25 protein-coding genes are annotated in these 25133 nt (G+C 71.4%); 20 read left to right on the top strand and 5 right to left on the bottom strand.

Going from position 1 to position 25133, the window contains the following annotated elements; translation table 11 throughout:
* Positions 1 to 13: 13 nt before the first annotated feature.
* The 3 genes from AB0F52_RS04350 to AB0F52_RS04340 form a co-directional block, all read right to left on the bottom strand.
* Positions 14 to 784, bottom strand: a complete 771-nt coding sequence (locus AB0F52_RS04350; RefSeq protein ID WP_360164397.1) for a site-specific integrase — start codon at positions 782 to 784, stop codon at positions 14 to 16.
* A gap of 129 nt (positions 785 to 913) precedes the next feature.
* Entirely contained in the window at positions 914 to 1750 is an 837-nt protein-coding gene (locus AB0F52_RS04345) for a hypothetical protein (RefSeq protein ID WP_360164395.1), read from the bottom strand.
* A gap of 121 nt (positions 1751 to 1871) precedes the next feature.
* Positions 1872 to 2327, bottom strand: coding sequence for a GreA/GreB family elongation factor (locus tag AB0F52_RS04340; RefSeq protein WP_360164393.1), 456 nt, complete (start codon positions 2325 to 2327; stop codon positions 1872 to 1874).
* Positions 2328 to 2451: 124 nt separating this feature from the next.
* On the opposite strand from AB0F52_RS04340, the gene AB0F52_RS04335 reads away from it, so the two are divergent.
* From AB0F52_RS04335 to glyA, 5 genes are all read left to right on the top strand, one after another.
* Complete coding sequence (locus AB0F52_RS04335; protein WP_360164391.1) at positions 2452 to 3039, top strand: TetR family transcriptional regulator; 588 nt, start codon at positions 2452 to 2454, stop codon at positions 3037 to 3039.
* Positions 3040 to 3145: 106 nt separating this feature from the next.
* On the top strand, positions 3146 to 4351 hold the full coding sequence (locus tag AB0F52_RS04330) for a M14 family metallopeptidase (RefSeq protein WP_360164613.1): 1206 nt from the start codon (positions 3146 to 3148) through the stop codon (positions 4349 to 4351).
* An 85-nt stretch (positions 4352 to 4436) separates the two neighbouring features.
* Positions 4437 to 4955 (top strand): gamma carbonic anhydrase family protein, encoded by a 519-nt coding sequence (locus AB0F52_RS04325; protein ID WP_103340672.1) that lies wholly within the window; start codon positions 4437 to 4439, stop codon positions 4953 to 4955.
* A 33-nt stretch (positions 4956 to 4988) separates the two neighbouring features.
* Entirely contained in the window at positions 4989 to 5414 is a 426-nt protein-coding gene (gene rplK / locus AB0F52_RS04320) for a 50S ribosomal protein L11 (protein ID WP_360164389.1), read from the top strand.
* 149 nt (positions 5415 to 5563) lie between these two features.
* Positions 5564 to 6832 (top strand): serine hydroxymethyltransferase, encoded by a 1269-nt coding sequence (gene glyA / locus AB0F52_RS04315; RefSeq protein ID WP_360164387.1) that lies wholly within the window; start codon positions 5564 to 5566, stop codon positions 6830 to 6832.
* On the opposite strand, the gene AB0F52_RS04310 is transcribed toward glyA, so the two are convergent.
* Positions 6820 to 7581 (bottom strand): inositol monophosphatase family protein, encoded by a 762-nt coding sequence (locus tag AB0F52_RS04310; RefSeq protein ID WP_360164385.1) that lies wholly within the window; start codon positions 7579 to 7581, stop codon positions 6820 to 6822. The genes glyA and AB0F52_RS04310 overlap by 13 nt on opposite strands.
* A gap of 73 nt (positions 7582 to 7654) precedes the next feature.
* Between AB0F52_RS04310 and AB0F52_RS04305 the strand changes: the two genes are divergently transcribed.
* Both AB0F52_RS04305 and AB0F52_RS04300 read left to right on the top strand, forming a co-directional pair.
* Positions 7655 to 8581, top strand: a complete 927-nt coding sequence (locus tag AB0F52_RS04305) for an Lrp/AsnC family transcriptional regulator (protein ID WP_360164383.1) — start codon at positions 7655 to 7657, stop codon at positions 8579 to 8581.
* Positions 8582 to 8673: 92 nt separating this feature from the next.
* Complete coding sequence (locus AB0F52_RS04300) at positions 8674 to 10329, top strand: MDR family MFS transporter (protein WP_360164381.1); 1656 nt, start codon at positions 8674 to 8676, stop codon at positions 10327 to 10329.
* A 52-nt stretch (positions 10330 to 10381) separates the two neighbouring features.
* Here the strand turns inward: AB0F52_RS04300 and AB0F52_RS04295 are convergent, their stop codons facing one another.
* Complete coding sequence (locus tag AB0F52_RS04295) at positions 10382 to 10900, bottom strand: inorganic diphosphatase (RefSeq protein ID WP_360164611.1); 519 nt, start codon at positions 10898 to 10900, stop codon at positions 10382 to 10384.
* Between the two features lie 176 nt (positions 10901 to 11076).
* Here AB0F52_RS04295 and dacB point away from each other — a divergent pair, with 176 nt between their 5' ends.
* From dacB to folK, 13 genes are all read left to right on the top strand, one after another.
* The gene (gene dacB / locus AB0F52_RS04290) at positions 11077 to 13539 is read left to right on the top strand and encodes a D-alanyl-D-alanine carboxypeptidase/D-alanyl-D-alanine-endopeptidase (RefSeq protein WP_360164379.1); all 2463 of its coding nucleotides are present in this window, start codon (positions 11077 to 11079) and stop codon (positions 13537 to 13539) included.
* A 91-nt stretch (positions 13540 to 13630) separates the two neighbouring features.
* Positions 13631 to 14650, top strand: coding sequence for a zinc-dependent metalloprotease (locus AB0F52_RS04285; RefSeq protein WP_360164609.1), 1020 nt, complete (start codon positions 13631 to 13633; stop codon positions 14648 to 14650).
* The gene (tilS, locus tag AB0F52_RS04280) at positions 14647 to 15606 is read left to right on the top strand and encodes a tRNA lysidine(34) synthetase TilS (protein ID WP_360164377.1); all 960 of its coding nucleotides are present in this window, start codon (positions 14647 to 14649) and stop codon (positions 15604 to 15606) included. The genes AB0F52_RS04285 and tilS overlap by 4 nt, the downstream gene beginning before the upstream one ends.
* 3 nt (positions 15607 to 15609) lie before the next feature.
* A complete protein-coding gene (hpt, locus tag AB0F52_RS04275) occupies positions 15610 to 16161 on the top strand; it encodes a hypoxanthine phosphoribosyltransferase (protein ID WP_360164375.1) in 552 nt (183 codons plus the stop codon).
* Positions 16162 to 16318: 157 nt separating this feature from the next.
* Positions 16319 to 16684 carry a hypothetical protein gene (locus AB0F52_RS04270; RefSeq protein WP_360164373.1) on the top strand — a complete coding sequence of 122 codons (366 nt, stop codon included), beginning with the start codon at positions 16319 to 16321 and terminating at the stop codon, positions 16682 to 16684.
* Between the two features lie 23 nt (positions 16685 to 16707).
* A complete protein-coding gene (locus tag AB0F52_RS04265) occupies positions 16708 to 18114 on the top strand; it encodes a hypothetical protein (RefSeq protein WP_360164371.1) in 1407 nt (468 codons plus the stop codon).
* A gap of 61 nt (positions 18115 to 18175) precedes the next feature.
* Positions 18176 to 18961 carry an ESX secretion-associated protein EspG gene (locus tag AB0F52_RS04260; protein ID WP_360164369.1) on the top strand — a complete coding sequence of 262 codons (786 nt, stop codon included), beginning with the start codon at positions 18176 to 18178 and terminating at the stop codon, positions 18959 to 18961.
* A 97-nt stretch (positions 18962 to 19058) separates the two neighbouring features.
* Positions 19059 to 19880 carry an ESX secretion-associated protein EspG gene (locus AB0F52_RS04255; protein WP_360164367.1) on the top strand — a complete coding sequence of 274 codons (822 nt, stop codon included), beginning with the start codon at positions 19059 to 19061 and terminating at the stop codon, positions 19878 to 19880.
* A gap of 201 nt (positions 19881 to 20081) precedes the next feature.
* Positions 20082 to 22481 (top strand): ATP-dependent zinc metalloprotease FtsH, encoded by a 2400-nt coding sequence (gene ftsH / locus AB0F52_RS04250; RefSeq protein ID WP_360164365.1) that lies wholly within the window; start codon positions 20082 to 20084, stop codon positions 22479 to 22481.
* Positions 22459 to 23064, top strand: coding sequence for a GTP cyclohydrolase I FolE (gene folE, locus AB0F52_RS04245; RefSeq protein WP_360164363.1), 606 nt, complete (start codon positions 22459 to 22461; stop codon positions 23062 to 23064). Before ftsH ends, folE begins: the two co-directional genes overlap by 23 nt.
* A gap of 35 nt (positions 23065 to 23099) precedes the next feature.
* Positions 23100 to 23897, top strand: coding sequence for a dihydropteroate synthase (folP, locus tag AB0F52_RS04240; RefSeq protein WP_360164607.1), 798 nt, complete (start codon positions 23100 to 23102; stop codon positions 23895 to 23897).
* Positions 23890 to 24249 carry a dihydroneopterin aldolase gene (gene folB / locus AB0F52_RS04235; RefSeq protein WP_360164361.1) on the top strand — a complete coding sequence of 120 codons (360 nt, stop codon included), beginning with the start codon at positions 23890 to 23892 and terminating at the stop codon, positions 24247 to 24249. The genes folP and folB overlap by 8 nt, the downstream gene beginning before the upstream one ends.
* Positions 24246 to 24737, top strand: a complete 492-nt coding sequence (folK, locus tag AB0F52_RS04230; RefSeq protein WP_360164359.1) for a 2-amino-4-hydroxy-6-hydroxymethyldihydropteridine diphosphokinase — start codon at positions 24246 to 24248, stop codon at positions 24735 to 24737. The genes folB and folK overlap by 4 nt, the downstream gene beginning before the upstream one ends.
* Positions 24738 to 25133: the final 396 nt, after the last annotated feature.

Raw genomic sequence — 25133 nt, 5'->3', positions numbered from 1 at the left:
TACTTTTCGCAGCTCACTCATCACGGGGGAATAGCCGGTCCATTGCGGTCGCCCCGGACTCCACCACCGGCCGGATCTGTTTCCGGTAGACCAGCTCCGTCACGGCCGTGCTGCTGTGCCCGACCAGCCGCGAGATCTCCTCGATCGGCATCCCGCCGTCCGAGAGGATCGAGACGAAGCTGTGCCGCAACTCCCGGGGCGTCCACTCCGCCGGGTTGAGCCCGGCCGCCTTGATTACCCGGCGGAAGTCTCGCCGGACGTTGTTGACGTCCCGCTCGGTTCCGACGTTGGTTGCGAACACGAGTCCCTGTTCGTGCCAGTTGTCGCCCCCAACTGCCCTTACCGCCTGCTGGGCCACTCGGTGCGCTTCCAGTGCCTTGACGGCCCGTTCGGGCAGCGCCAGCGTCCGGCGGGACTTCCTCGTCTTCGTCTCGCCGCGGGCGCGGACCGAACGCCACACCTTGACGTTCGGCGGGATCGCCGGCGTCGCGTTCGGCTTGCCCACCAGGTCCACGTGGTCCCACGTCAGCGGGCGAATCTCCTCGGTCCGCGCGCCGGTCAGCAGGGACACCACGATGTAGGCGCGCCTCGGCGACGACTCCGCCGCCGCGAGCACCGCTTCGGCCTGGGCGAGCGTCAGCGCCTTCGACGGACGCCCGGTCCCCTTCCCGGCTGGCAGTTCGTCGCACAGCAGGACCACGTTGTATCGGACCCGCTTGCGCACCTGAGCGCGGTTGATCGCCCGGCGGAGGATCGAACGGAGTTTGCGCAAGGTCGAGGTCACTAGCACTTCGGCTTTCTCCGCCAGCCAGTCGTCGGCTTCGAGCTGACCAGCGGTCGGGTGCCGATCGCGGGCGCGATGTGGCTGTTGACCAGGGAACGGACGGTGGTGGCGTCCCGCTCGCCGGGTGGCTCAGCCGCGCTCGGCGAGCAGCTCCAAGCCTCCCGGGCCGAGGCGCAGCACCGAGGGGACCAGCTCCGTCGTCTCGTACGGGGACCCCGATACCTGCTCCCGGATCGTCTCCGCCAAGGCGGAATCGTCCCTCGCGACGTACATCTCGTCCGGGCAAGGGAGGCCGACGATCAAGTTGTGGTCCGCACCGAACTGCTGCGACAGCTGGAAGTACAGATCGGGCAAGGCCAGCGCGGACGCCGCCAGCAGGTTCTCCCGGATGACCGACACCAGCACGTCCGGACCCGAACGGCCCACCTCGAAGCGAAGCCCGCGGGCCAGGCTCTGGTACGCGACGCCGGCGAGGTCGGGGGCGCCCATCTCCTCGTGCTGGTGCCGGGTGATGTGGTGCATCCCGATGGTGCCGCGCGAAGTTCGGCCCACCACCGCGAAAGCCACCGACAACCGGCCGGGGACCAGCGGCTGGTGCGGCAGTGTGTCGAGCAAGCCGGCGCGGGGTGACGATGTGCTCCACAACACCGGGAGCACCTCCTCGGCCATCGCCGCGCGGGCTTCGGCGAATGCGCGCTCCCAGTCGCCGGCCGCCGGGCGGGGGAAGCTGTACGTGCACTCGGCCTTGCGGAAGTGCCTGGCCATGAACTTCTGGTCCGCCGTGGACGGCTGCCATTCGCTGTACACCGCCGAAACCGCCGATGCGCGCACCTTGTGCTGCTGCCGGACGCTCGCCCAGGCCTGCTCGACCGCGTCCTCGGCCTGGGTGGGGGCGCTGGCCAGCACCGGCTCGTCGAAGCCCTTGATGCGGAAGACGACGAGGTTCTCGGACACGTCGTCGTTCACCGGAACTCCCCCCAAAGCCGCATATCGCCTGTCTATCACGACCGGGCGCTCGGAAATCACCCGTACGGGGATGGCGAAGGGCCCCCGGCGAGAAGCCGGGGGCCCTTCGGACGGACTGGGGTTACTTCGGCGGGGTCACCTTCACCACCGTCGCCTTGGCGTCGCCACGGGGCGTTCGATAGGTGATCTCGTCGCCCGCCTTCCTGCCGACCAGGGCCAGGCCGAGGGGGCTGTCCGAGGTGATCGCGTCCGCGTCCTCACCCGGGACCGTCACCACCTGGAACGTCTCTTCGTCTCCGTCGGAGAAGCGCAGGGTGACGACCGTGCCGTCCGGGAGCTGGCTGTTGCCGTAGCCGCCGTGCTCCATCTTGGCCGCCAGCTCGGCGATCTGGCGGTCCAGCCGGGCCGCGGCCTCCGCCCGGTCGATCACGTCCGCCTGGTCCGCCGCGTCCCCGGTGCGCTCCTGCTCGCCGGGTTGCGGCGCGAGGGCTGCCCGCTGCGCGCGCAAGTTCTCGATTTCCTTCTCCAGCTGGCTGCGCGCAGCCGGGCTGAGCCCCTTGTCCCCTGAGATCACCATGCCGGGCATTGTCCGCCGCGCGGACCGGGGTGGCCAATCCGGTTTTTCACCCGAAAGCCGCTCACAGGACGTCTGCCCTAGGATTTCGGGTCCGGCGTCCAGGAAGAAGGTAACGAGAATCACCGTGAGCGCAGTCCCCGGCCGCAGCGAGCAGCTCTCGCCGAACCAGCTGGCCAAGCAGGAACAGATCGTCGAGGCCGCCCGCGTCGTCCTCGCCCGCGACGGGCTCGCCGGGTGCACCGTCCGGGCCATCGCCGACGCCGGCCCGCTCACCAAGAGCGCGATCCACTACTACTTCGCCGACATCGACGTCCTCATCGACCGGGCGATGGCCGCTCACATCACCGCCTTCGCCGCGGGCCTGCGCGAGGTCGCCGCGAAGCACGACGAACCCCGCGAGCGGCTCTTCGCCGTCCTCGAGGAGTACCTGAGCGTCTTCGCCGGGAACCCGAACGCCGCCTTCCTCTGGTTCGAGTATTGGATCGCCGCCGGCCGCGCGCAGCACCCGCAGGCCATCGACGTCATGCTGACGTCGCTCACCGAACTGCTCGCCGAGCTCCTCGCCCCGCTCGACGTCGACGACCCGCGGGCCCGGGCCCGTGCGCTGCTGTCGTACCTGCTGGGCACGGTCGTCCAGCAGCGCGTGCGCCCGCGGCCGTTCGCCACGCTGCGTGCCGACATCGAGGCGCTCTGCTTCGCGAACTACGGGTAGAAACCGCCAATAGATCCGTACTGCTCCGGATTGCGCGCTACGTCCGGCTCCCGCCAAGGTCGAGGAACCCCCGAGAGCAGGAGACGTGATGCGCACACGAACGTGCATGGCAGCGGCCGCGGCCGTCCTCTTGGTGCTCACCACCGGCGGCCAGGCCGGTGCCGCCCAGCCCGGCGGACCGCAGGTGTACGAGGTGAGCGGCGCCGCCACCGCCCAGCAACGCACCGAGGTCGCCCGGACCGGCGCCGACATCCTCGACGCCGACGGCGCCACGACCACGGTCATCGCCAACCCCGGCGAAGCGGCCCAGCTGCGCGCGCTGGGCTTCGGAGTCAAGACGCTCGGCAAGGTGAACCGGCCGCAGGGCACCGCCACCGTCGAGGACTTCCCGGCGGGCTACACCGGCTACCACACGTACGCGGAGACGCAGACCGAGCTGCAGAAGGCCGTCGCCAACTACCCGGCGCTCACCAAGCTGGGCAGCGCCGGCACCTCGTACGAAGGCCGCGCTATCTCGCTGATCAAGATCAGCGACAACGCCGCCACCGACGAGAACGAGCCCGAGGTGCTCTTCACCTGCAACCAGCACGCGCGCGAGCACCTCACCACGGAGATGTGCCTGCACATCGTCCAGCGGCTGACCAGCGGGTACGCGACGGACCCCGCGATCAAGCGGCTCGTCGACAGCACCGAAATCTGGGTCATCCCGAGCGTCAACCCGGACGGCTCCGAGTACGACATCTCCGGCGGCACGTTCCACAGCTGGCGCAAGAACCGCCAGGGCCCCGGCACCGACACCAACCGCAACTGGGGCTACAAGTGGGGCTGCTGCGGCGGTTCGTCGGGCTCGACGTCCAGCGAGACCTACCGCGGCACGGCGGCGTTCTCCGCGCCCGAGACCCGGGCCGTCTCGAACTGGGTGAACTCGCGCGTGGTCGGCGGCGTGCAGCAGATCAAGACGCACATCGACTTCCACACCTACTCCGAGCTGGTGCTCTGGCCGTTCGGCTACACCTACGCCGACACCGCGCCCGGCCTGACCGCGGCCGAGGCGCAGAAGTTCCAGACGCTCGGGAAGCAGATGGCCGCGACCAACGGCTACACGCCGGAGCAGTCCAGTGACCTCTACATCACCGACGGCAGCGTCAACGACTGGATGTGGGCGACGCACAAGATCTGGAGTTTCACCTTCGAGATGTACCCGAAGGGCAGCAGCCCGGGCTTCTACCCGCGCGACACCCAGATCGTCCCGCAGACCACGCGCAACGACCAGGCCGTGGACATCCTGATCAACGCCGCGATCACCGGCTGACCCCCAGCAGTCCGGGCGCGGCTCGCGAACGGCCTCCTTCTCCGCTGAGCCGGGGAAGGAGGCCTGCGCGGTTTAGGGTGCGGGCATGCCTCTGTTCTCGTTCGAAGGGCTCAGCCCGCAAGTCCACCCGGACGCCTGGATCGCACCCACCGCCACGCTCATCGGCGACGTCGTCGTCGAGAAGGACGCCTCGATCTGGTACGGCGTGGTGATCCGGGCCGACTTCGGCCGGATCGTCATCCGCGAGGGCGCCAACATCCAGGACAACTCGGTGATCCACGTCAACGACGGCGTCTGCGAAGTGGGCAAGAACGTCACCGTGGGCCACCAGTGCCTCGTGCACGACTGCACGATCGAGGAGCAGGCGCTGATCGGCAACGGCTCGACCGTGCTCGACAAGGCGAAGATCGGCGCGCGGGCGCTGGTCGCGGCCGGGGCGACCGTCACGCCGGCGACGGAGGTGCCGCCGGAGGTGATCGCGATGGGCAGCCCGGCGAAGAAGTTCGTCCCCCTGACCGACTCGGCGCGGATGTGGGTCGAGCACAACGCGGCGATCTACCAGGAGCTGGCGCGCCGGCACCGGGCGGGAACAAAACCGGTTTGACCCTCCAGTGACTGGAGACTCTAGCTTCGGGGCATGGCTCCGAAGAAGAAACTCACCCACCAGGTCACCCTGGAACTCGCCGCGGGCAACGCCCCGGTCGTCGACCTCGGCAAGATGCTGGGGCAGACCGGGGTCAACCTCGTCGAGATCAAGAAGACTTACGACGCGGCGACGGCGGCCCAGCGCGGCGACATCGTGCCGGTGGTCGTCTCGGTGTTCGAGGACCGCTCGTTCGCGCTCCGGCTCAAGACGCCCCCGACGTCGTTCCTCATCAAGAAAGCGTTGGGGGACAAGGGTTCTTCGCGGCCCGGGCACGAGGTCGCGGGCAAGCTGACGGAGGCTCAGCTGCGCGAGATCGCCGAGCGCAAGCTGCCCGACCTGAACACCGCCGACGTCGAGGCGGCGATGCGCACGATCGCGGGCACGGCCCGTTCGATGGGGATCGTGGTCGTGCCCTGAACGTCGGGTGAACCGGTCCGCGAGCGGAGTGGACTACGCTCTTCCCCGCAGCAGCGACTGGCGCCATCGAGGTGGAGCACCACCGGGAAGCGACGACGAGGCCGGCACCGCGCGCCTGGGTGAAGGCCACTCCAGAGCCGGAGTACGCCATGACACACCAGCCGAAACTGACCGCACTGGCCGCCGCCGATCCCGCCATCGCCGGGCTCGTCGAGGACGAAGCCCAGCGGCAGCACGACAAGATCCGCCTGATCGCGTCGGAGAACTACGTCTCGCAGGCCGTGCTCGAAGCCACCGGGACCGTGCTCACCAACAAGTACTCCGAGGGCTACGCGGGCAAGCGGTACTACGAGGGCCAGCAGTTCATCGACCAGGTCGAGCAGCTCGCCATCGAGCGGGCGAAGGCCGTGTTCGGCGCCGACCACGCGAACGTCCAGCCGTACTCCGGTTCTCCGGCCAACCTGGCCGTGTACCTGGCCTTCGCGCAGCCGGGCGACACCGTGCTCGGCATGGCGCTGCCCGACGGCGGCCACCTCACGCACGGCTGGAGCGTGTCCGCCACCGGCAAGTGGTTCACGCCGGTGCGCTACGGCGTCGCGAAGGAGACCGGCCGCGTCGACCTCGACCAGGTGCGCGACCTCGCCCGGCAGCACCGGCCGAAGCTGATCTTCGCCGGCGGGACGGCGATCCCGCGCACGATCGACTTCCCGGCGTTCGCCGAGATCGCCGCCGAGGTGGACGCGGTGCTCGTCGCCGACATCGCGCACATCGCCGGCCTGGTCGCCGGCGGTGCGCACCCGTCGCCGGTCGGGCACGCGCAGGTGATCACGACGACCACCCACAAGACCCTGCGCGGCCCGCGCGGCGCGATGATCCTGTCCGACGCCGACCACGCCAAGGCCGTCGACAAGGCGGTGTTCCCGGGGCTGCAGGGCGGCCCGCACAACCACACGACCGCGGCGATCGCGGTCGCGCTCGGCGAGGCGCAGCAGCCGTCGTTCAGCGAGTACGCGCACCGGATCGTCGCGAACGCCCGCGCGCTGGCCGACGCCCTGCTGGCCTGCGGTTACGACCTCGTGTCCGGCGGCACCGACAACCACCTGCTGCTGATCGACCTGACGAACAAGGGGGTCGCGGGCAAGCCGGCCGCGCAGGCCCTCGACCGCGCGGGCATCGAGCTGAACTACAACACGGTGCCGTTCGACCCGCGCAAGCCGTTCGACCCGTCCGGCATCCGGCTCGGCACGTCCGCGATCACGACCCGCGGCCTCCGGCCGGAGCACCAGGTCGAGGTGGCGGCGTGGATCGACCGCACGATCACCGCGGCGGCCGCCGAGGACGAAGCCGTGCTGGACACGATCGCCGCGGAGATCCGCGAGTTCCTGGCGCCGTTCCCGATCCCGGGCTACTCCGCCTGAGCCAGCGCGCCGAGCACCAGCGCGTGCAGGGCCGGTGCGGTCGCGACGAAGCTGCCGGCCGACGGCGTCCACGGGGCGCCGTCGGCGGTGGTGACCACCGCGCCGGCCTCGCGGGCGATCAGGGCGGCGCCGGCCAGGTTGGTCGCGTCGCGGCCGTACTGCCAGAACAGGTCCAGCCGGCCGGCGGCGACGTCGGCGACCTGCCACGACGTCGGCCCGAGGTTCCGCACGGCAGCGACCTGTCCGAGCATCGCGGTCAGCGACCGCCCGGCCGCTTCCGCGACCCCGGGCTGCTTCACGACGAACGGCGGTTGGCTGGTCGCCGCGATGACCGCGTCCAGGCTCTTCTTCCGTGAGGTCTCCACGGGTGTGCCGTTCCGGTGCGCGCCCTCGCCTCTCCGGGCCGCGTAGGTCTCCTTCAGCCACGGCGAGTGCAGCACGGCGAGCTCCGGTTCGCCGTCGCGCACCAGCGTCACGGTGAGGCAGTACTGCGGCAGGCCCTGGAGGAGCTGGACGGCGCCGTCGAGGGCGTCCACCACCCAGACCTCACCGCCGGGCAGGTCGTCGAACTCGTCCGCCCACGCCGCTGCGGGCCGGATCCCGGTGAGCGCGGCGCGGAGGCTCGCGGCCAGCGGGTCGTCGATCGCCCCGAACACCGAGGCGAGTTCTTCGAAGGTGGCGGGCGGCCGCTCCGGGGCGCGGACGCCGGCGGCCAGGGTTTCCACGATGTCGATCACGGATTTCAGCATGAGGCCAGGATTAGGCTCTGCTGGCGCCGGAAAGTACTCCCGGGCGTCGAGTCGAGCGAAACCGGACTTCGAAGTGCCTCTTTTGACGGAAATCGAACAGCGAGTGGTCTCCGCGCTGCAGGTCGACGGCCGCGCCGGGCCCGGCCGGATCGCCGAGGTCCTCGATCTCTCGCCGCGCACGGTCACCCGCGTGATCGCGCGGCTCAAGGCCGACGGCCGGTTGAGCGTGGTCTGCGTTCCGAATCCCGCACACGGCCTGCGTGGCGCGCTGCTTCTGCGGGTGAAGGTGCTTCGCGGCCGGACATCGGTGATCGCCGACGCGCTCGCGAAGCGCGACGACGTCCTCTTCGTCGACATCCTCGCCGGCGGCGAAGAGATCAGCGCCGTCGCGCTCGGCGGTCTCGACGGGCGGCTGGTGCACGACGCCTTGCCGTCGACGTCCGCGGTCACCGAGCTGCGCGCGCACTCGATCCTGCACGTGTTCTCCGACGCGACCCGGTGGCGAACCGGCCTGCTCACCGCCGACGAGGTCGCCGCGCTGACTCCGCCGCCACCCGGCGAGGACGTGCCGCTCGACGAACTCGACCGGCGGCTGCTGAACCGCCTCGCCGCCGACGCCCGGCTGGGCCCCGGCGACCTGGTCGCGGAAGCGCCGGAATCCACCGTCCGCCGTCGCCTCGACCGGCTGACCGCGGCCGGGTGCCTCCGCACCTACGCGAACATCGACGTCCGTGCGCTCGGCCTCGAGGTCGACGCGAACGTCTGGATGACCGTCCCGCCCGGCAGGCTCGACGACGTCGGGCAAGCGCTGGCGAGCCACCCGATGGTCCACGGCACCCTCGCCACGACCGGTGTCACGAACTTGATGGCCGCTGTCTGGTGCCGGGATCTGAGCGATCTCTACGCCTTCGTCACCAGCCTTGACGTCCCCTCCGCCGAGGTCACCGTGGTTGCCGGAGCGGTCAAGCGCGGTGGGAGACCGGGGTCACAGAAAATTTGATTGCATGATACAAGCGTCCGAGGAATACTTGGCTCAGACAAGTAGTTGAGGGGTACAAGCAACTACGCGGAGACTTCCCGAGGGAGACCACCATGAGCGACACCACCACGGCGGAAGGAGCAGCCGCTACGAACGGCAAACTGACTCACCGCCAGATCCTGACCGTGCTGTCCGGCCTGATGCTCGGCATGTTCCTCGCCGCGCTCGACCAGACCATCGTTTCGAGCTCGATGCGGACCATCGCCGACGAGCTCCACGGCCTGTCCCTGCAGGCCTGGGCGACCACCGCCTACCTCATCACCGCCACGCTCTCGACGCCGCTGTACGGCAAGCTGTCCGACCTCTACGGCCGCAAGCCCATGTACCTGACGGCGATCTCGCTGTTCCTGGTCGGCTCGCTGGCCAGCGGCATGGCGACGTCGATGTACGAGCTCGCCGCCTTCCGCGCCTTCCAGGGCCTGGGTGCCGGTGGCCTGATGTCGCTGGCGCTGGCGATCATCACGGACATCACCGCACCGCGGGAGCGCAGCAAGTACCAGGGCTACTTCATGGCGGTGTTCGGCATCTCGAGCGTCGCGGGCCCGGTCGTCGGCGGCTTCTTCGCCGGCATCGACACCTTCGCCGGCATCACCGGCTGGCGCTGGGTCTTCCTGGTCAACGTCCCGATCGCGCTCGCCGCGCTGGTCGTCGTCACCAAGGTGCTGAACCTCCCGCACAACCGCGTGGACCAGAAGGTCGACTACTGGGGTGCGGTGGCGCTGGCCACCGGCCTGGTGCCGCTGCTGATCGTCGCCGAGCAGGGCCGCGAGTGGGGCTGGGGCTCCGCCGCTTCGATCGCGATGTACGTCGTCGGCGGGCTGGGCGTGGCCGCGTTCGTCTGGATCGAACGCCGGATGGGCGACGCCGCCCTGCTGCCGCTGCGCCTGTTCGACCGGCCGGTGTTCCGGATGTCGACGATCGTCACCGTCGTGCAGGGCGCCGGGATGTTCGGCGCGATGATGTCGCTGCCGCTGTACCTGCAGATCGTCAAGGGCGCGACGCCGACCCAGGCCGGCCTGCAGATGCTCCCGCTGACGCTGGGCATCATGATCGCCAGCCTGACCAGCGGCCGCCTGATCTCCAAGACCGGGCGCTACAAGATGTTCGCGGTGGCCGGGATCGGCCTGATGGCGGCGGCGCTGTTCGCGCTGGCGACGATCACCGTCGACACCTCGCTGGCGCTGGTCATGGTGATCGCCTTCGTGATCGGCCTCGGCCTCGGCGCCTCGATGCAGACGCTGGTGCTGGCCGCGACCAACGACGTCCGCCCGCAGGACATCGGCGTCGCCACCTCGGCGGCGACGTTCTTCCGGCAGATCGGCGGCACGGCGGGCACCGCGGTGTTCCTGTCGATCCTGTTCGGCACGGTCGGCGACCGGATCGCGAACGCCATCCGCTCGGCGATGACCACGCCGGCCTACACGGCGGCGCTGGCGCAGCACCCGGAGTTCGCGAAGCAGATGCAGAGCGGCCTCGACGTCAACGACACGTCGTTCCTGTCGACGCTCGACCCGACGCTGGCCCGGCCGATCCTGCAGGGCTTCGCCGAGTCGATGAGCACGGTGTTCCTGGTCGGCGGGATCGTGCTGACCGTCGGCTTCGCGCTGGTGTGGTTCCTCAAGGAGAAGCCGCTGTCGGACAAGTCGGCCATGGAGCAGCGCGCGGAGGCCGAGGCGGACGCCGCTCCGGCTCTCGCCCTGGCGCACTGACCGCGCGAAAAGGCCCCCTCGGGAGATCCCGAGGGGGCCTTTTCGTGCGGGCTTAGTGGGCCGAGCCGCCGTTGGCCTTCTCCTTGGCCAGGCGGTCGGTCTCGCGCTCGTACGACCGGCCGATCTCGGCCTCGGCCTCGGTGCGGCCGACCCAGGACGAGCCTTCGACGCTCTTGCCGGGCTCGAGGTCCTTGTAGACCTCGAAGAAGTGCTGGATCTCCAGCCGGTGGAACTCGTTCATGTGGTGGATGTCGCGCAGGTGCTCGAGGCGCGGGTCGTTCGACGGAACGGCGATGACCTTGTCATCCGGGCCCTTCTCGTCGGTCATCCGGAACATGCCGATCGCGCGGCAGCGGATCAGGCAGCCCGGGAAGGTGGGCTCCTGGACGAGCACCATCACGTCCAAGGGGTCGCCGTCCTGGCCGAGGGTGTCGTCGATGAAGCCGTAGTCGGCCGGGTACTGCGTGGCCGTGAACAGGGTCCGGTCGAGCTTGATGCGGCCGGTCTTGTGGTCGACCTCGTACTTGTTGCGCTCCCCTTTGGGGATTTCGATCGTGACGTCGAACTCCACGCCTGTCCTCACTGCTTCTTCATCGGTCCCCGGCATACCCGCGACGCGGGCGGCAACCTTCATGACTGTCTTGACGTCTCCTAGTGTGGACTACGCCCTGCCCGGGGGTCGCATCGATGTCGGCCTCGCGGCATGTGAGCTTGGCCCCTCCCGGGGCAGGTGAGAAGGAGTGGTGGGTGCCGGAAAACGACCAGCCGATGTGGCCTTCGTCGGACGAAGACCGCTCGTCGTCCGGCGCGCGGGAGACCACTCCGATGTCCCTGCCGGACCCACCGGAGAGCGCGCCGGGCAGCTCCGGCGTGCCCAAGGTCACAGGCAGCCAGGCGCCGAAGGGATCGTGGTTCGCGCCGAACGTCCCGCCCGAGCCGGTGCCCGGTCTCAACGCCCCGGTGGAGGAGCCGCCCCCGCCGTCCCCGGCCAAGCAGGACCTCGCCGACCGCCTCGGCAGCCGCGCGAAGCAGCAGCCCGCGGCCCAGCAGCCCCCGGCGGACCAGCAGCCCGCGGCCCAGCAGCCTCCGGCGGACCAGCAGCCCCCGGCGGCGGAACCGGCCGAGCAGAGCACCCAGTACATCCGGGTCGAGCAGTCCGAGCTCGAGCCCGCCGCGCCGGAGTCGGCCGGCGAGAGCACGCAGTACGTCGAGCCGCCCGAGCCGAAGGCCGCCGCGCCGTCGCCGGCCGGGGAGAGCACGCAGTACATCGAGGTGAAGCCGTCCGGGCCGGTGCCGGTGGTGCCGATCGAGCGCCACGTCCCGCCGCGGGACGAGCCGAAGCCGGAGGAGCCGCAGCAGTGGCGTGAAGAGCTGCAGCACTGGCGCGAGGAGCAGCAACGCCGCGAAGAGCAGCTGAACCGCGGGGTCGGACAGCGGCGCGAAGAGCCGGAGGCGCAGCAGCAGCCCGCCGCACCCTGGAGCCAGCGCCTCGAGCTGCGTGAGGAGCGCGCCGGCGACCGGCCGGCCGAACCGGGCGACCGGCGTCCCGGGCTGCCGCCGGAGCCGCCGCGCGGGGTGGTGCCGTCGGCGTCCGCCGGCTCGCTGGCCCGGCCGCAGCGGATCGAACCCGACGGGCAGCGGTTCGACGCCGAGGCGACCGTCGGGATCGAGCGGCCCACCCAGTTCCCCGGCGTCTTCCAGCAGCAGCCCCAGCTCCGGGGCGACCAGCCCCGCACCGAGCAGCGGGCCGAGCCGCCCGCCGAGCCGCCGTCGCCGCCCGCGGCCGAAGCGCCGGCCGCCGCGGAGCCGCCGAAGAAGAAGCGGCGCAAGGGCAAGCTGATCGCGCTCGTCGTGGTCGTCCTGCTGGTGCTCGCCGGTGGCGGGGTGGCCGCGGCGACGCCGAAGGTGGCGAACCGGCTGGGCCTGCCGTGGGCGCCGAACGCGCCCAAGGGCGACTCGCCGGCGCCGTCCTCGGCCACGCGTCAGCTGCAGGGGCCGGCCACGTCCGGGACGACCCCGACCGCGAACGGCGTCAAGTCCGCGCTGGCCCCGGCGGCCGGCAACGGCGCGCTCGGGCAGCTCACCGGCAGTGTGATCGACCCGGTGAGCGGGACCGTGCTGTGGGACCACGGCTCGTCGACGCCGGTGACACCCGCGTCGACGACGAAGGTGCTCACGTCCGCGGCCGCGCTGCTTTCGCTGGACCAGAACCTGCGGCTGTCGACCAAGATCGTGCAGGGTGCGGAGCCGGGCACGGTGATCCTGGTCGGCGGCGGCGACACCACGCTCACCAGCCTGCCGCTGGGCACCGACTCCCCGCTCTACCCGGGGGGCGCGCACGTCGACGACCTCGTCGCGCAGGTCAAGAAGGCTGCGCCGGGCGTCAAGAAGGTGCAGGTCGACCTGACGCTGTTCAAGGGACCGACGACCGCGCCGGGCTGGGAAGCGGGCGACGCGCCGTCGACGTACGCGACGCAGATGTCCCCGGTGATGGCCGACGGCGGCCGCATCAACGCCAAGGACAACAACTCGCAGCGCACGGCGAACGCGGGCAGCGCGCTCGCGTCGACGATCGCCTCGAAGCTGGGTGCTTCGGCGGGTGGCCAGGCGACCGCGCCCAAGGACGCGAAGGTGATCGGCGAGGTCAAGTCGGCCCCGCTGACCGAGCTGGTGTCCGACCTGATGGTGCTGTCCGACGACGTCCTCGCCGAGGCGATCGCCCGGCAGGTCGCGCTCGCGAACGGCGAGGAAGCCAGCTACACCGGCGGCGCCAAGGCGACCATCAAGGTCCTGAAGGACCACGGCTTCGACGTCTCGGGCGTCACGCTGTCCGACGGCAGCGGCATCTCGTCGCAGAACCGCATTCCGGCGCGGCTGCTGACCCAGCTCCTGGCGGCCGCGGCGGCGCCGGAGGGCAAGAACCCGGGCACGGCGAAGCTGCGCCCGGTGCTCGCGGGCCTCCCGGTCGCCGGTGGTTCGGGCACCCTCGCCGACAAGCGGTTCGACACGCCGGCGTCGCAGGCCGGCCGCGGCTGGGTGCGGGCTAAGACCGGCACGCTCACCGGGGTCAACACCCTCGCCGGGCTGGTCCTCGACCAGGACGGCCGGGTGCTGGTGTTCGCGTTCATGTCCAACGGCTCCGACACCGACCCCGGCCGGGACGCCCTCGATGCCCTCGCGACGAGCCTTCGCAAGTGCGGCTGCGCCTAGCGGACGCCGAACCGTACGAAGATCGTGGCCGGAAACCGGCACCGGGGCAGGTAGCGTCGGAAGGGTGAGTCAGGAAACGCAGACCCGGCCCATGGTCGACTGGGCGATCGCCGCGCAGACCGGCGCGTTGCTGGTGCGCGGGGGCCCGCAGGTGCCGCGGGAACGTGCCGAAGAAGCCGTCACCGACCTGCGCGAGCTGACCGTCGAGGCCGAGGGGCACGTGCGGCAGCTGACGAACCTGGGACTCGACCTGCCGCTGCTGCCCGGTGAGGTGGTCGACCGCCCGGGCTGGGTCCGGTCGGCCGCGGCCGGGCTGGACGCGCTGACCGGGCGGGCGCTGCCGCAGCAGGGCGGGCCGCTCGGGCCGATCCTGGCCGGCGGCGCCGGTGTCCAGACCGGGCTGGTGCTCGCCTTCCTGGCCAGCCGGGTCCTCGGCCAGTACGACCCCTTCGGCGGCCCCGAGCGCGCCGGCACGCTGCTGCTGGTGGCGCCGAACGTCGTCGCCGCCGAGCAGGCGATGGACGTGCCCGGCCACGACTTCCGGCTCTGGGTCTGCCTGCACGAGTGCACCCACCGGCTCCAGTTCACCGCGGTCAAGTGGCTGCGCGACTACTTCGCCGACGAGGTCGAGCGGCTCGTCTCCGGGCTCACCAGTGGCGGCATCGGCGGCACCGACAGCCTGGCCGACCTGGTCGGCCGGCTGCCCGAGGCGATCAAGCAGGGCCCGAAGCTGAACCTGGCGGAGCTGTTCCAGTCGCCGAAGGAACGCGCGGTGTTCGACCGGCTGCTGGCGCTCTCGACGCTCCTGGAGGGGCACGCCGACTACGTCATGGACGCCGTCGGGCCGCAGGTCGTGCCGAGCGTCGACCGGATCCGCGCGCGGTTCACCGCCCGGCGGAAGGGCGGCGGCGTCTTCGACCGGCTGCTGCGCGCGCTGCTCGGCGTCGACGCGAAGATCCGCCAGTACGAAGAAGGCGCGAAGTTCACGAAGCACGTCGTGGACGCCGTCGGCATGGACGGCTTCAACGCCGTCTGGCGGTCGCCGAACACCCTGCCCTCGCGCGCCGAGATCGCCGACCCGGCGGCGTGGGTCCGGCGCCTGCACGGATGACCGGGCCGGCGGTCGCGGCCGTCCGCCGGGCCGTGCGTGCCTTCCTGGAGAGCACCGTGGCGCCGCCCGAACTCTGTGTCGCGGTCTCCGGCGGTGCCGACTCGCTCGCACTGGCCGAGGCGGCCGCGTACGTCGGGCACCATCGCGGGCACGTCGTCCGCGCGCTGGTCGTCGACCACGGCCTGCAGGAGGGCTCGGCGAAGGTCGCGGCCGACGCGGCTGCGGCGGCGAAGGCCCTCGGCGTCGACGAAGCCGAGGTGCGCCGGACCGACGTCACCGGCCCGGGTGGCCCGGAGGCCGCCGCGCGCAAGGCCCGCTACCGGACGCTGGCCGGCCACGACCTGGTGCTGCTCGGCCACACCCTCGACGACCAGGCCGAAACGGTCCTGCTCGGGCTCGGCCGCGGTTCCGGCCCGCGCAGCGTCGCCGGGATGCGACCGCACGATCCGCCGTGGGGCCGCCCGCTGCTCGCCGTGGGCCGGGCCACCACCCGGGCCGCGTGCGCCGAGCTCGGCGTCGAGCCGTGGGAGGACCCGCACAACGCCGAGCCGCGCTTCACCCGCGTCCGGTTGCGCACCGAAGTCCTGCCGCTCCTGGAAGACGTCCTCAACGGCGGAGTGGCCGCCGCGCTCGCCCGCACGGCCGCTCAGCTGCGGGACGACAACGAGGCGTTGGACACAGTGGCGGAGCGGATCTTCACCCGCGCGGGCGGCCCCGATGGGCTGGATGTGGCCACCCTCGCGCCGGAGCCCGCGGCGGTCCGGCGGCGGGTTCTCCGCAGGTGGCTGCTGGCGTCGGACGTGCGCGAACTCACGGACGCCCACCTCCGCGCGGTCGACGCGCTCGTCGCCCGGTGGCGCGGTCAGGGCGGCGTCTGGTTGCCGGGCAACTTGGAAGCGCGCCGGGCGCATGGCAGGCTCTGCGTCGTCTCCCAACCCACCACCCGAGGGGAATGACCCGTGTACGAGGGCGAAATCGCCTCCGTGCTCGTCACCGAGCAGCAGATCAAGGACAAGATCGCGGAGCTGTCGGAGCAGATCGCTGCCGACTATCCGGCCAACGGGCAGGGGGAACTCCTGCTGGTGGGCGTCCTGAAGGGTGCGGTCATGTTCATGACCGACTTCGCCCGTGCGCTGCCGCTGCCGACGCAGCTGGAATTCATGGCCGTCTCCTCCTACGGGTCGGCGACGTCGTCGTCCGGCGTCGTGCGCATCCTCAAGGACCTCGACCGCGACATCGCGGGCCGGGACGTCCTGATCGTCGAGGACATCGTCGACTCCGGCCTGACGCTGTCCTGGCTGCTGAAGAACCTCGCCAGCCGCAACCCCGCGTCGCTCGAGGTCGTTTCGCTGCTGCGCAAGCCGGAAGCGGTGAAGGTCGACGTGCCGGTGAAGTACATCGGCTTCGACATCCCCAACGAGTTCGTCGTCGGCTACGGCCTCGACTACGCCGAGCGGTACCGGGACCTGCCCTACATCGGCACCCTGGACCCGAAGATGTACGCCTCGTAGTGCACCGGCGGAGTTCACCGACCGTTCACCGCAACCACCGGATTTTCGGAACCTCCGGCCCACCGTTTGCGTCATAGGCTCTGATCACGTGCGTTAACCTATGCGAAGACCATTCGTGCCCGCGGTGACCGGGTCGGGGGAACGGGAGAGAGTGCAGATGGGGAACAGCAGCGCTGCCGACGCGAACGCCTTCAAGGCCGCGGCCGCGGCGGGTCAGGTCGGGATCGACCCCGACGCCGCCCAGGCCGTGCTGAACAAGATCCGCACCGGCAAGGACGCGGTCGAGGCCCTCCTCGCCGGCGCGGGCACGCTCGCCCAGCCGCCGATGCTGGGCGACAACCCGGTCGGCCACGCGATGGCCGCGAAGTTCGTGCAGCGTGCGGACGGCGGGGGCGACTCCTACGCCGCCGCGCTGCAGAACCTGCTCGACCAGTACTCCGACGCCGAAGAGGGCATCATCACGGCGATGGCCCGGTACCACGAGATCGACCAGGCCGCGGCCGACCCGTTCCGTAACGTCTGAGTCCAGAGGGGGATTTCGAAGTCATGGCTCCGAACCAAAGCGACCAGCCGTCGAACACCGACCCGGGCTCACTCGTCCCGCTCGGTGACAACTCGGCGTCGCAGAACATCGTCGAGAGCGCCCGCGGCCGGTCCGACGGCTTCGACGTCGGCGACGACCGCGCGATCGCCGACCCGCCGAACTGGAACGCCCAGAACAGCAACCAGCTCTGGCACGCTGCGAACGACAACAACGAGCCCGGCACGGCGGAGGCGACCGGGCACGTGTGGGCGCACCACGGTACCGAGCTGAAGCAGGCGTCGGACCACCTGTACAACGCGATCGCCGAGCTGGGCAACGCGTGGGTCGGCAAGGGCGCCGCGGGTGCGCAGGGCGCGCTCGTGGCGATCGCGAACTCCGGTTCGCAGGCCTCCGAGGCCGCGCACACGATGTCCGACCGGCTCCACCGGCAGTCCACGGCGGCCGCGGCGGTCAAGCAGATGCCGCAGCCCGTGGTCTTCGACTCGAAGACGGCGATGGAGCTGGCGCTGGCGGGTGGCCCCGCGACGCTGACGGACGACCAGAAGGTCCAGTACGACGCGGCCAACGACGTCAAGGCGCAGCAGGTCGCGATGTTCAACGCCTACACGCAGACGATGAGCGAGATCGACAGCTCGACCCCGAGCTTCGGCCCGGAGTCGCTCGGCATGAAGCCGACCGCGTCGCACAACTCCGTGTCGTTCAACGCGGTGAACAGCGTCGGCAGCACGGGCTCGGTCGACGCGCTGCCCGGCGCGGGCGACGCGATCTTCGCCTCCGGCGGCACGGGCTTCGGCGGCCACGGCGGCGCGTTCGGTGCGCAGCACGCCGGGGTCGTCGGCCCGAACGGCGGCCACGGCGGCGTCCCGGCCGCGGGCTTCGGCGCGGACGCGGCCACACTCGGCAGCGACGGCGCCGGCGGCACGGCCGCCGGAATGGGCACCACCACCGGCGCGGGCCACGTCGCCCCGGGTGGCGGGCAGTCGGGTGCCGGCACCGGCAACCCGCTCGGCAAGATCGGCATGGGCCTCGGTCTCGGCGGCGCGGCCGGCGGCCTCGGCGCGCTGGCGTCGCGGGCGCTGGGCGCGGGCAGCAAGTCCGGCGCGAAGAAGTCCGAGAACGAAACGACCCTGGCGTCGGCCGATGGCCAGGGCCAGAGCGCCGCGTCGGCCCAGGCTCCGCAGCAGGGCGTCGTCTCGTCCGCGGGCACCATCGGCGGGCAGACCCCGCCGCCGATGAACCCGGGCGGCATGGGCGGCATGGCCCCGCAGGGTGCCCAGGGCGAGCAGGACGAGGAGCACACGCACGCGTCCTTCCTCATCGAGGCGGACCCGGACGAGGCCTTCGGCGCGAACCAGGCGACCCCGCCGCCGGTCATCGGCGCGTGGTCCGAGGACGACGAAGACCGCTGATCCGTTCGGGCCGGGCACGCTCACCGGCGTGCCCGGCCCGGTTTCTCCTGGGGGTGGCTCGATGCCGAACGCTGAGCTGCTCACCCCGGTCGAGGTCGACTTCCTGTGGGAGTCGGCCGGGCTGGGCGAGCTGCCGTACCCGCTGAACATCCGTTCGCACGGCGCGACCGCCGACGAGCGGGCGATGCTGCGCCGACGGACGTTGGAGGGGCTCACCGCGCGTGGTCTCGCCGATGGCCGCGGCCGGCCCGAGCCGCACATCGAGGACTACTTCGGCGTGCTGGCCGCCCCCGAGCTGAGCCTGGACGCCGTCCAGCTGATCGCCCCGGACGCCGAGGCGCTGCTCGCCGTCGCCGGCGTGCTGGGCGGCCAGGGCCTGCTGGCCGTGCAGGACACCCGCGGCCTGCACCTGCAGCCGTGCCCGGCCGACGGGCTCGCGAGCGCGATCGTCTCGCTGCTGCCCGGTGGCCCGCGCGGGACCGAAAAGTCGATCACGGTGCCCCTGGAGCAGCTGGTCGGCGCGCAGGGCGTCGACTTCCTGCAGCGCCGCGGCACCGCCGACGAGCGCTCGTCGGCCGACGAGGACCGCAAGGCGCTGGCCCGGCTGCACGCCCAGCCGCGGCTGCGCGGCGGCCAGATCGGCGCCAACGCCCGCACCCGGATGGGCGGGCGCACCCGGACCCCGGTCCTGAGCTGGTTCGACACCGAGACCGGCCGCTACTTCACCCAGGCCACCCGCGGCCGCGACGGCCGCGACTGGATCACGATCGCCCCGGCCGACGCCGCCACGCTGCGCCACCGCCTCGGCGAGATGCTCGCCGGAGCCGCGACGACGAGCGCGGTCTGATCCCGGAGTCTCCGGACGTGCCCAGCTCGCCACCGGAGCGATCCAGTTTTGTCGGTGCCGCGGGCTACGCTGGGCAAGAGTCCGATCCGGGAGAGTGATGATGCAAGAGTTCTTCTCGCCACTGGCGTTCGACTTCCTCTGGGAGTCGGCGCGGGTCGGGGAGCTGCCGTACCCGCTGATCGTCCGGTCGCACGGCGCGACCGAGAACGAGCGCGTGTCGCTGCGTCACCGCGTCGACGTCGAACTCAAGGCGCGTGGCATCCGCGAACCGCGCGGCACGTTCGCACCGCCGATCGAGGACGCCCTGCACCTGCTGGCCTTCGCCCCGCTGACCATCGACGCGCTGCACATCCCGCAGTTCGAAGCCCCGACGGTCGGCGTCCTCGCGGCGGCCGACGAGACCAAGGGCGTGCTCGCGGTCCAGGACGCCGCCGGCATCTGGCTGCGGGACGTCCCACCGGACGCCCTCGTCTCCGCCGTTGTCGGGGTGTTGCCCGCCGGGCCGCGCGGCAGCGAGGCGTCGGTCACACTTCCACTGGACGAAGCCCTCCGCACCGCGCCGATCCGGGTGCCGGCGTCACTGCCACCGGGTGAGGAAGAAGACAGGCGCCGGGGCAAGGCGCGCCGGACACCGCTGAGCGAGCGCCTCACGGCCGATCCACGCGAGGCTTACGGCCGCATCGCCGGGCAGCCCCGGCTGCGCGGCGGTCAGCTGGCAGCGAACAGCCGTTCGCAGGTCGGGGCCAAGCAACGGTCCCGCGTGCTGGCCTGGTTCGACACCGCGACCGGGCGCTACCTGAGCCTCTCCCGCGCAGGTACGGACGGGCGTGAGTGGGTCACCGTGGCCCCCGCGGACCCGGCCACGCTGCGCACCCGGCTGGCCGAGATGGTGAGCAGTGTGTCGGACGGCACGCGATAGCGTGACCGGCGCGGACGCGGGCTGGGAACCCTGGCGCGGTATCGCCCGTTGACCTGCGAGAGGCTCACAGGGGATGAACGCGGCAGCGGACGGTACCCTGATGAGCAGGTGTTCAGGCACCACGGGTTGTCAAGATCGTGATGGCGGGTATCACAGGAGCCGCCCAACCAGGGAGGGTCGAGGCCACCAGGGCCGAGTCGTATGAACCGGAAGAGCGTGCTCAGGAACCCACTGTTGTGGATCGTCGCGGGGTTGCTGGCGTTGTTCGCGTACAACACGATCTTCGACAGTGATCGTGGGTACACCCAGGCACCCATCTCGGTGGCGAACTCCCAGATCACCTCGAACAACGTCAAGGAAGTCAGCCTCGAGGACAAGGAACAGCAGCTCAAGCTGCTGCTGGCCAAGCCCATCGACGTCGACGGCCAGCAGGTCACCCAGATCATTTCGCAGTACCCGGCGGACGCCACCCGCCCGATCTACGACTCGTTGATCAAGGCGCAGTCCGGCGGCCAGCCGATCAAGTTCACCACCAAGGTCACCCAGCAGGGCGTGCTGACGCAGATCCTCATCTTCGCCATCCCGCTCGCCCTCGTCCTGGGCCTGCTGATGTGGATGATGAACAACGCGCAGGGCGGCGGCAACCGCGTCCTCAACTTCGGCAAGTCCAAGGCCAAGCAGCTGAACAAGGACATGCCCAAGACGACCTTCGGGGACGTCGCGGGTGCCGACGAGGCCGTCGAAGAGCTGTACGAGATCAAGGACTTCCTGCAGAACCCGGCGCGATATCAGGCGCTCGGCGCGAAGATCCCGAAGGGCGTCCTGCTCTACGGGCCGCCCGGTACCGGCAAGACGCTGCTCGCGCGGGCCGTCGCCGGCGAGGCGGGCGTGCCGTTCTACACGATCTCCGGCTCGGACTTCGTCGAGATGTTCGTCGGTGTCGGTGCCTCGCGAGTGCGTGACCTGTTCGAACAGGCCAAGCAGAACGCGCCGTGCATCATCTTCGTCGACGAGATCGACGCGGTCGGCCGCCAGCGCGGCGCCGGCCTCGGCGGCGGGCACGACGAGCGCGAGCAGACGCTGAACCAGCTGCTCGTCGAGATGGACGGCTTCGACGCCCGCGGCGGCATCATCCTGATCGCGGCCACGAACCGGCCCGACATCCTCGACCCGGCGCTGCTGCGCCCCGGCCGGTTCGACCGGCAGATCCCGGTGTCGGCGCCCGACATGCGCGGCCGTCGCGCGATCCTCGAGGTGCACGCCAAGGGCAAGCCGATCGCGCAGGGCACCGACCTGGGCAGCCTGGCCAAGCGGACCGTCGGCATGTCCGGCGCCGACCTGGCCAACGTGCTCAACGAGGCCGCGCTGCTCACCGCCCGCAAGAACGGGCACGTGATCAGCGACGTCGAGCTCGAGGAGTCCGTCGACCGCGTCGTCGGCGGCCCCGCCCGCAAGAGCCGGATCATCTCCGAGAAGGAGAAGAAGATCACGGCCTACCACGAGGGCGGGCACGCGCTCGCCGCGTGGGCGATGCCGGACATCGAGCCGGTCTACAAGCTGACGATCCTCCCGCGCGGCCGCACGGGCGGGCACGCGTTGCTCGTCCCGGAGGACGACAAGGACCTGATGACCCGTTCCGAGATGATCGGGCGGCTGGTCTTCGCGATGGGTGGCCGCACCGCGGAGGAGCTCGTCTTCCACGAGCCCACCACCGGCGCGTCCTCCGACATCGAACAGGCGACGAAGATCGCCCGCGCGATGGTCACCGAGTACGGCATGAGCGCCCGGCTCGGCGCGGTCAAGTACGGCCAGGAACAGGGCGACCCGTTCCTCGGCCGCTCGGCCGGCCGGCAGGCGGACTACTCGCTCGAGGTGGCGCACGAGATCGACGAGGAGGTGCGCAAGCTCATCGAGACGGCGCACACCGAGGCGTGGCACGTGCTCAACACCTACCGCGACGTGCTCGACGAGCTGGTCATCGAGCTCCTCGAGAAGGAGACGCTGACCCGCAAGGACCTGGAGCGGATCTTCGCGACGGTCGAGAAGCGCCCGCACATCACCGTGTTCAACGAGTTCGGTGAGCGGACGCCCTCGGACAAGCCGCCGATCAAGACCCCGGGCGAGCTGGCGATGGAGCGCGGCGAGCCGTGGCCGCCGCCGGAGAAGGAGAAGCCGGTCCTGAAGCCGGAGCCGACCCCGGTCGGCACCGCTCAGGGCGGGGGTGACCTGCCGGGCGGCCCGCCGTACCCGTCGCCGGTCGACCCCAACGCGAACCCGTACGCCCCGCCGCAGCCGGGCGCCTACCCGAACGGCGGCCGTTCCTACGGCGGCCCGAACGGTGGCCCCAACGGCACGGCCCACTGGCCGCAGAGCTACGGCGGCCAGCAGCCCGGTGGTCCGGCCGGCCAGAGCGGCCCGCCGAACTACGGTGCCCCTCCGGGCTGGACGCCCGCGACTTCGCCGGGTGGTCAGCCGGGTCAGTCGTGGCGGCCCGGTGGTGAAGAACGCCCTCGTGAGCACGGCTGGTTCGCCGACCAAGCCGGCAACCAGCAGAGCGAGGGGGAGCGTCGTGACGTGGATGGACCAGAAAAGCCTCAGTGACGCCGACCGCCCGGTCTTCGACCACGACCGGGCGGAGAAGGCGATCCGCGAGCTCCTCTTGGCGTGCGGCGAGGACCCGGAGCGGGAAGGTCTCAAGGACACTCCCGCCCGGGTCGCCCGTGCGTACCAAGAGATGTTCGCGGGGCTCTACACCGAGCCCGACTCGGTGCTGGACCGCACGTTCGACGAGTCCCACGAAGAGCTGGTGCTGATCACGGACATCCCGATGTTCAGCCAATGTGAACACCACCTGGTGCCCTTCCACGGCGTCGCGCACGTCGGGTACATCCCGAACGCCGCCGGGAAGGTCACCGGGCTGTCCAAGCTCGCCAGGCTCGTCGACCTCTACGCCAAGCGCCCGCAGGTCCAGGAGCGCCTGACCTCGCAGGTCGCCGACGCCATCGTCCGCAAGCTCGAACCCCGCGGCGTCATCGTGGTGATCGAGGCCGAGCACCTGTGCATGGCGATGCGCGGCATCCGCAAGCCCGGCGCCCGCACGACCACCTCCGCCGTGCGGGGGCAGTTGAAGAACTCGCCGTCGTCGCGGGCGGAGGCGCTCGACCTCATCAGGGCGCGCCGGTGAGCGTGGGGCTTCCCGCGCCCCGCCGGTGCGTCGTGATGGGCGTGCTGAACGTGACGCCCGATTCCTTTTCGGACGGTGGCCGCTACCTCGGGCTCGACCAGGCGCTGGAGCACGCCCGCGAGATGTGGGCGCGGGGCGCCGACCTGATCGACGTCGGCGGCGAGTCGACCCGGCCGGGGGCGTCCCGGGTGGACGCCGCCACCGAACTGCGGCGCGTCCTGCCGGTGATCAAGACGCTCGCCGCCGAAGGGGTCGCGCTGTCGGTCGACACCACGCGGGCCGCCGTCGCCGCCGCGGCGCTCGAAGCCGGCGCGCACGTCGTCAACGACGTCTCCGGTGGGCTGGCCGATCCGGACATGGCCCGCGTCGCCGCCGAGGCCGGTGTGCCGTGGGTGCTGATGCACTGGCGCGGGCACAGCAAGGACATGCAGGCGCTCGCCGAGTACCGGGACGTCGTGGCGGACGTGCGGGCCGAGCTGCTGTCCAGAGTGGACGCGGCGCTCGCGGCCGGCGTGGCGGAGAGCGCCATCGTGCTGGACCCCGGGCTCGGGTTCGCGAAGAACGCCGAGCACGACTGGGCGTTGCTGCGCGGGCTCGACTCGCTGCGTTCGCTCGGTTTCCCGGTGCTCGTCGGTGCCTCGCGCAAGAGGTTCCTCGGCCGTCTGCTGTCCGAAAAGGACGGCACACCGCGCCCGCCGGACGGCCGGGAGGACGCCACCGCGGCGATCTCGGCGCTCGCCGCGGCGGCCGGTGCGTGGGGCGTGCGCGTGCACGAGGTGGGGGCTTCGCTGGACGCGGTCGCGGTGGCGGCCGCTTGGAGGACGGATGGCTGACCGGATCACGCTGACCGGGCTGCGCGTGTTCGGGCGGCACGGCGTGTTCGAGCACGAGAAGCGGGACGGCCAGGAGTTCGTCGTCGACATCACGGTGTGGCTGGACCTCGGGCCGGCCGCCGCGTCGGACGACCTGACCAAGACCTTGCACTACGGCGAGCTGGCCGAGCTGGCGGCCGGGATCGTCGCGGGCGAGCCGTATGACCTCATCGAGAGCGTCGCGGGCCGGATCGCCGACGAGGTGCTGCGCGACGAGCGCCTGAACGCGGTCGAGGTGACGGTGCACAAGCCGTCGGCGCCGATCCCGCTGACGTTCGACGACGTGGCGGTCACGGTCCGGCGCGACCGGTGAGCCGCGCGGTGCTGTCGCTGGGTTCGAACCTCGGCGACCGCCTCGGCTTCCTCCAGTCGGCACTCGACGCCGTCCGGCCGGCGCTGGTCGCGGTGTCGAGCGTGTACGAAACCCGGGCGTGGGGCGTCGAGGACCAGCCGGACTTCCTCAACGCGGTGTGCGTGGTCGACGACCCGGCGCGCGACCACTGGGCGTGGCTGCGCACGGGGCAGGCCGCCGAGCAGGCGGCGGGCCGGGTGCGCGAGCTGCGCTGGGGCCCGCGGACGCTGGACGTCGACGTGGTCACCGTGGACGGCGTGACGTCGGAGGACCCGGAGCTGCTGCTGCCGCACCCGGGAACGCCGGACCGCGCGAGCGTGCTGGTGCCGTGGGTGGAGATCGCCCCGGACGCGACCCTGCCGGGCCACGGCCCGATCGCGGAGCTGCTGAAGGCCCGTCCGGCGGACGAAGTGGCGACTGTCCGCCGGACGGACCTGGTCTTGCGCTGACGCGGACCAGGCCTGGGGTTCCAGCACGCGGTCCTGTGGACATGGACTTGGTTTTGCGTTGACGCTGGAGCAGGCCCAGGGCTCGAGCGCGCGGCGCTGTAGACACGGGCCTGGTCCAGCGTGACGCTGGACCAGGCCCGAGGCTCGGGCGCGCGGTCCTGTGGACACGGACCTGGCCCTGTGCTGACGCTCGACGAGGCCGGGGCGCCTCGGACGCGCGGCCCTGTGGACAACGCGCCGCCCCTGTGGACAACCCCGGGTGCGCGGAGCCGGAATTGTCGGCCCTCGCGAGTAACGTTGAAACCGGGGGTCCCCCGAGCGGCCGGGGTCGGAAAGGCGACTTATCGGTGAACCGGCGGTGGCCGTTACCGATCACCGCCGGTCCGTCGCCGAGCT

The sequence above is a fragment of the Amycolatopsis sp. NPDC024027 genome (assembly GCF_040638975.1).
Taxonomy (GTDB): Bacteria; Actinomycetota; Actinomycetes; order Mycobacteriales; family Pseudonocardiaceae; genus Amycolatopsis.
This window is presented reverse-complemented; position numbering and strand designations above follow the sequence as displayed.

Excerpts from the sequence above, each read along its gene's own strand:
- folP (WP_360164607.1), top strand. The coding sequence starts at position 23,100 with ATGGGCGTGCTGAACGTGACGCCCGATTCCTTTTCGGACGGTGGCCGC.
- AB0F52_RS04310 (WP_360164385.1), bottom strand. The coding sequence starts at position 7,581 with ATGCTGAAATCCGTGATCGACATCGTGGAAACCCTGGCCGCCGGCGTC.
- glyA (WP_360164387.1), top strand. The coding sequence starts at position 5,564 with ATGACACACCAGCCGAAACTGACCGCACTGGCCGCCGCCGATCCCGCC.
- AB0F52_RS04285 (WP_360164609.1), top strand. The coding sequence starts at position 13,631 with ATGGTCGACTGGGCGATCGCCGCGCAGACCGGCGCGTTGCTGGTGCGC.
- AB0F52_RS04325 (WP_103340672.1), top strand. The coding sequence starts at position 4,437 with ATGCCTCTGTTCTCGTTCGAAGGGCTCAGCCCGCAAGTCCACCCGGAC.
- AB0F52_RS04300 (WP_360164381.1), top strand. The coding sequence starts at position 8,674 with ATGAGCGACACCACCACGGCGGAAGGAGCAGCCGCTACGAACGGCAAA.
- AB0F52_RS04265 (WP_360164371.1), top strand. The coding sequence starts at position 16,708 with ATGGCTCCGAACCAAAGCGACCAGCCGTCGAACACCGACCCGGGCTCA.
- AB0F52_RS04340 (WP_360164393.1), bottom strand. The coding sequence starts at position 2,327 with ATGGTGATCTCAGGGGACAAGGGGCTCAGCCCGGCTGCGCGCAGCCAG.
- folB (WP_360164361.1), top strand. The coding sequence starts at position 23,890 with ATGGCTGACCGGATCACGCTGACCGGGCTGCGCGTGTTCGGGCGGCAC.
- rplK (WP_360164389.1), top strand. The coding sequence starts at position 4,989 with ATGGCTCCGAAGAAGAAACTCACCCACCAGGTCACCCTGGAACTCGCC.
- ftsH (WP_360164365.1), top strand. The coding sequence starts at position 20,082 with ATGAACCGGAAGAGCGTGCTCAGGAACCCACTGTTGTGGATCGTCGCG.
- AB0F52_RS04255 (WP_360164367.1), top strand. The coding sequence starts at position 19,059 with ATGATGCAAGAGTTCTTCTCGCCACTGGCGTTCGACTTCCTCTGGGAG.
- tilS (WP_360164377.1), top strand. The coding sequence starts at position 14,647 with ATGACCGGGCCGGCGGTCGCGGCCGTCCGCCGGGCCGTGCGTGCCTTC.
- AB0F52_RS04270 (WP_360164373.1), top strand. The coding sequence starts at position 16,319 with ATGGGGAACAGCAGCGCTGCCGACGCGAACGCCTTCAAGGCCGCGGCC.
- folE (WP_360164363.1), top strand. The coding sequence starts at position 22,459 with ATGGACCAGAAAAGCCTCAGTGACGCCGACCGCCCGGTCTTCGACCAC.
- AB0F52_RS04260 (WP_360164369.1), top strand. The coding sequence starts at position 18,176 with ATGCCGAACGCTGAGCTGCTCACCCCGGTCGAGGTCGACTTCCTGTGG.
- AB0F52_RS04330 (WP_360164613.1), top strand. The coding sequence starts at position 3,146 with ATGGCAGCGGCCGCGGCCGTCCTCTTGGTGCTCACCACCGGCGGCCAG.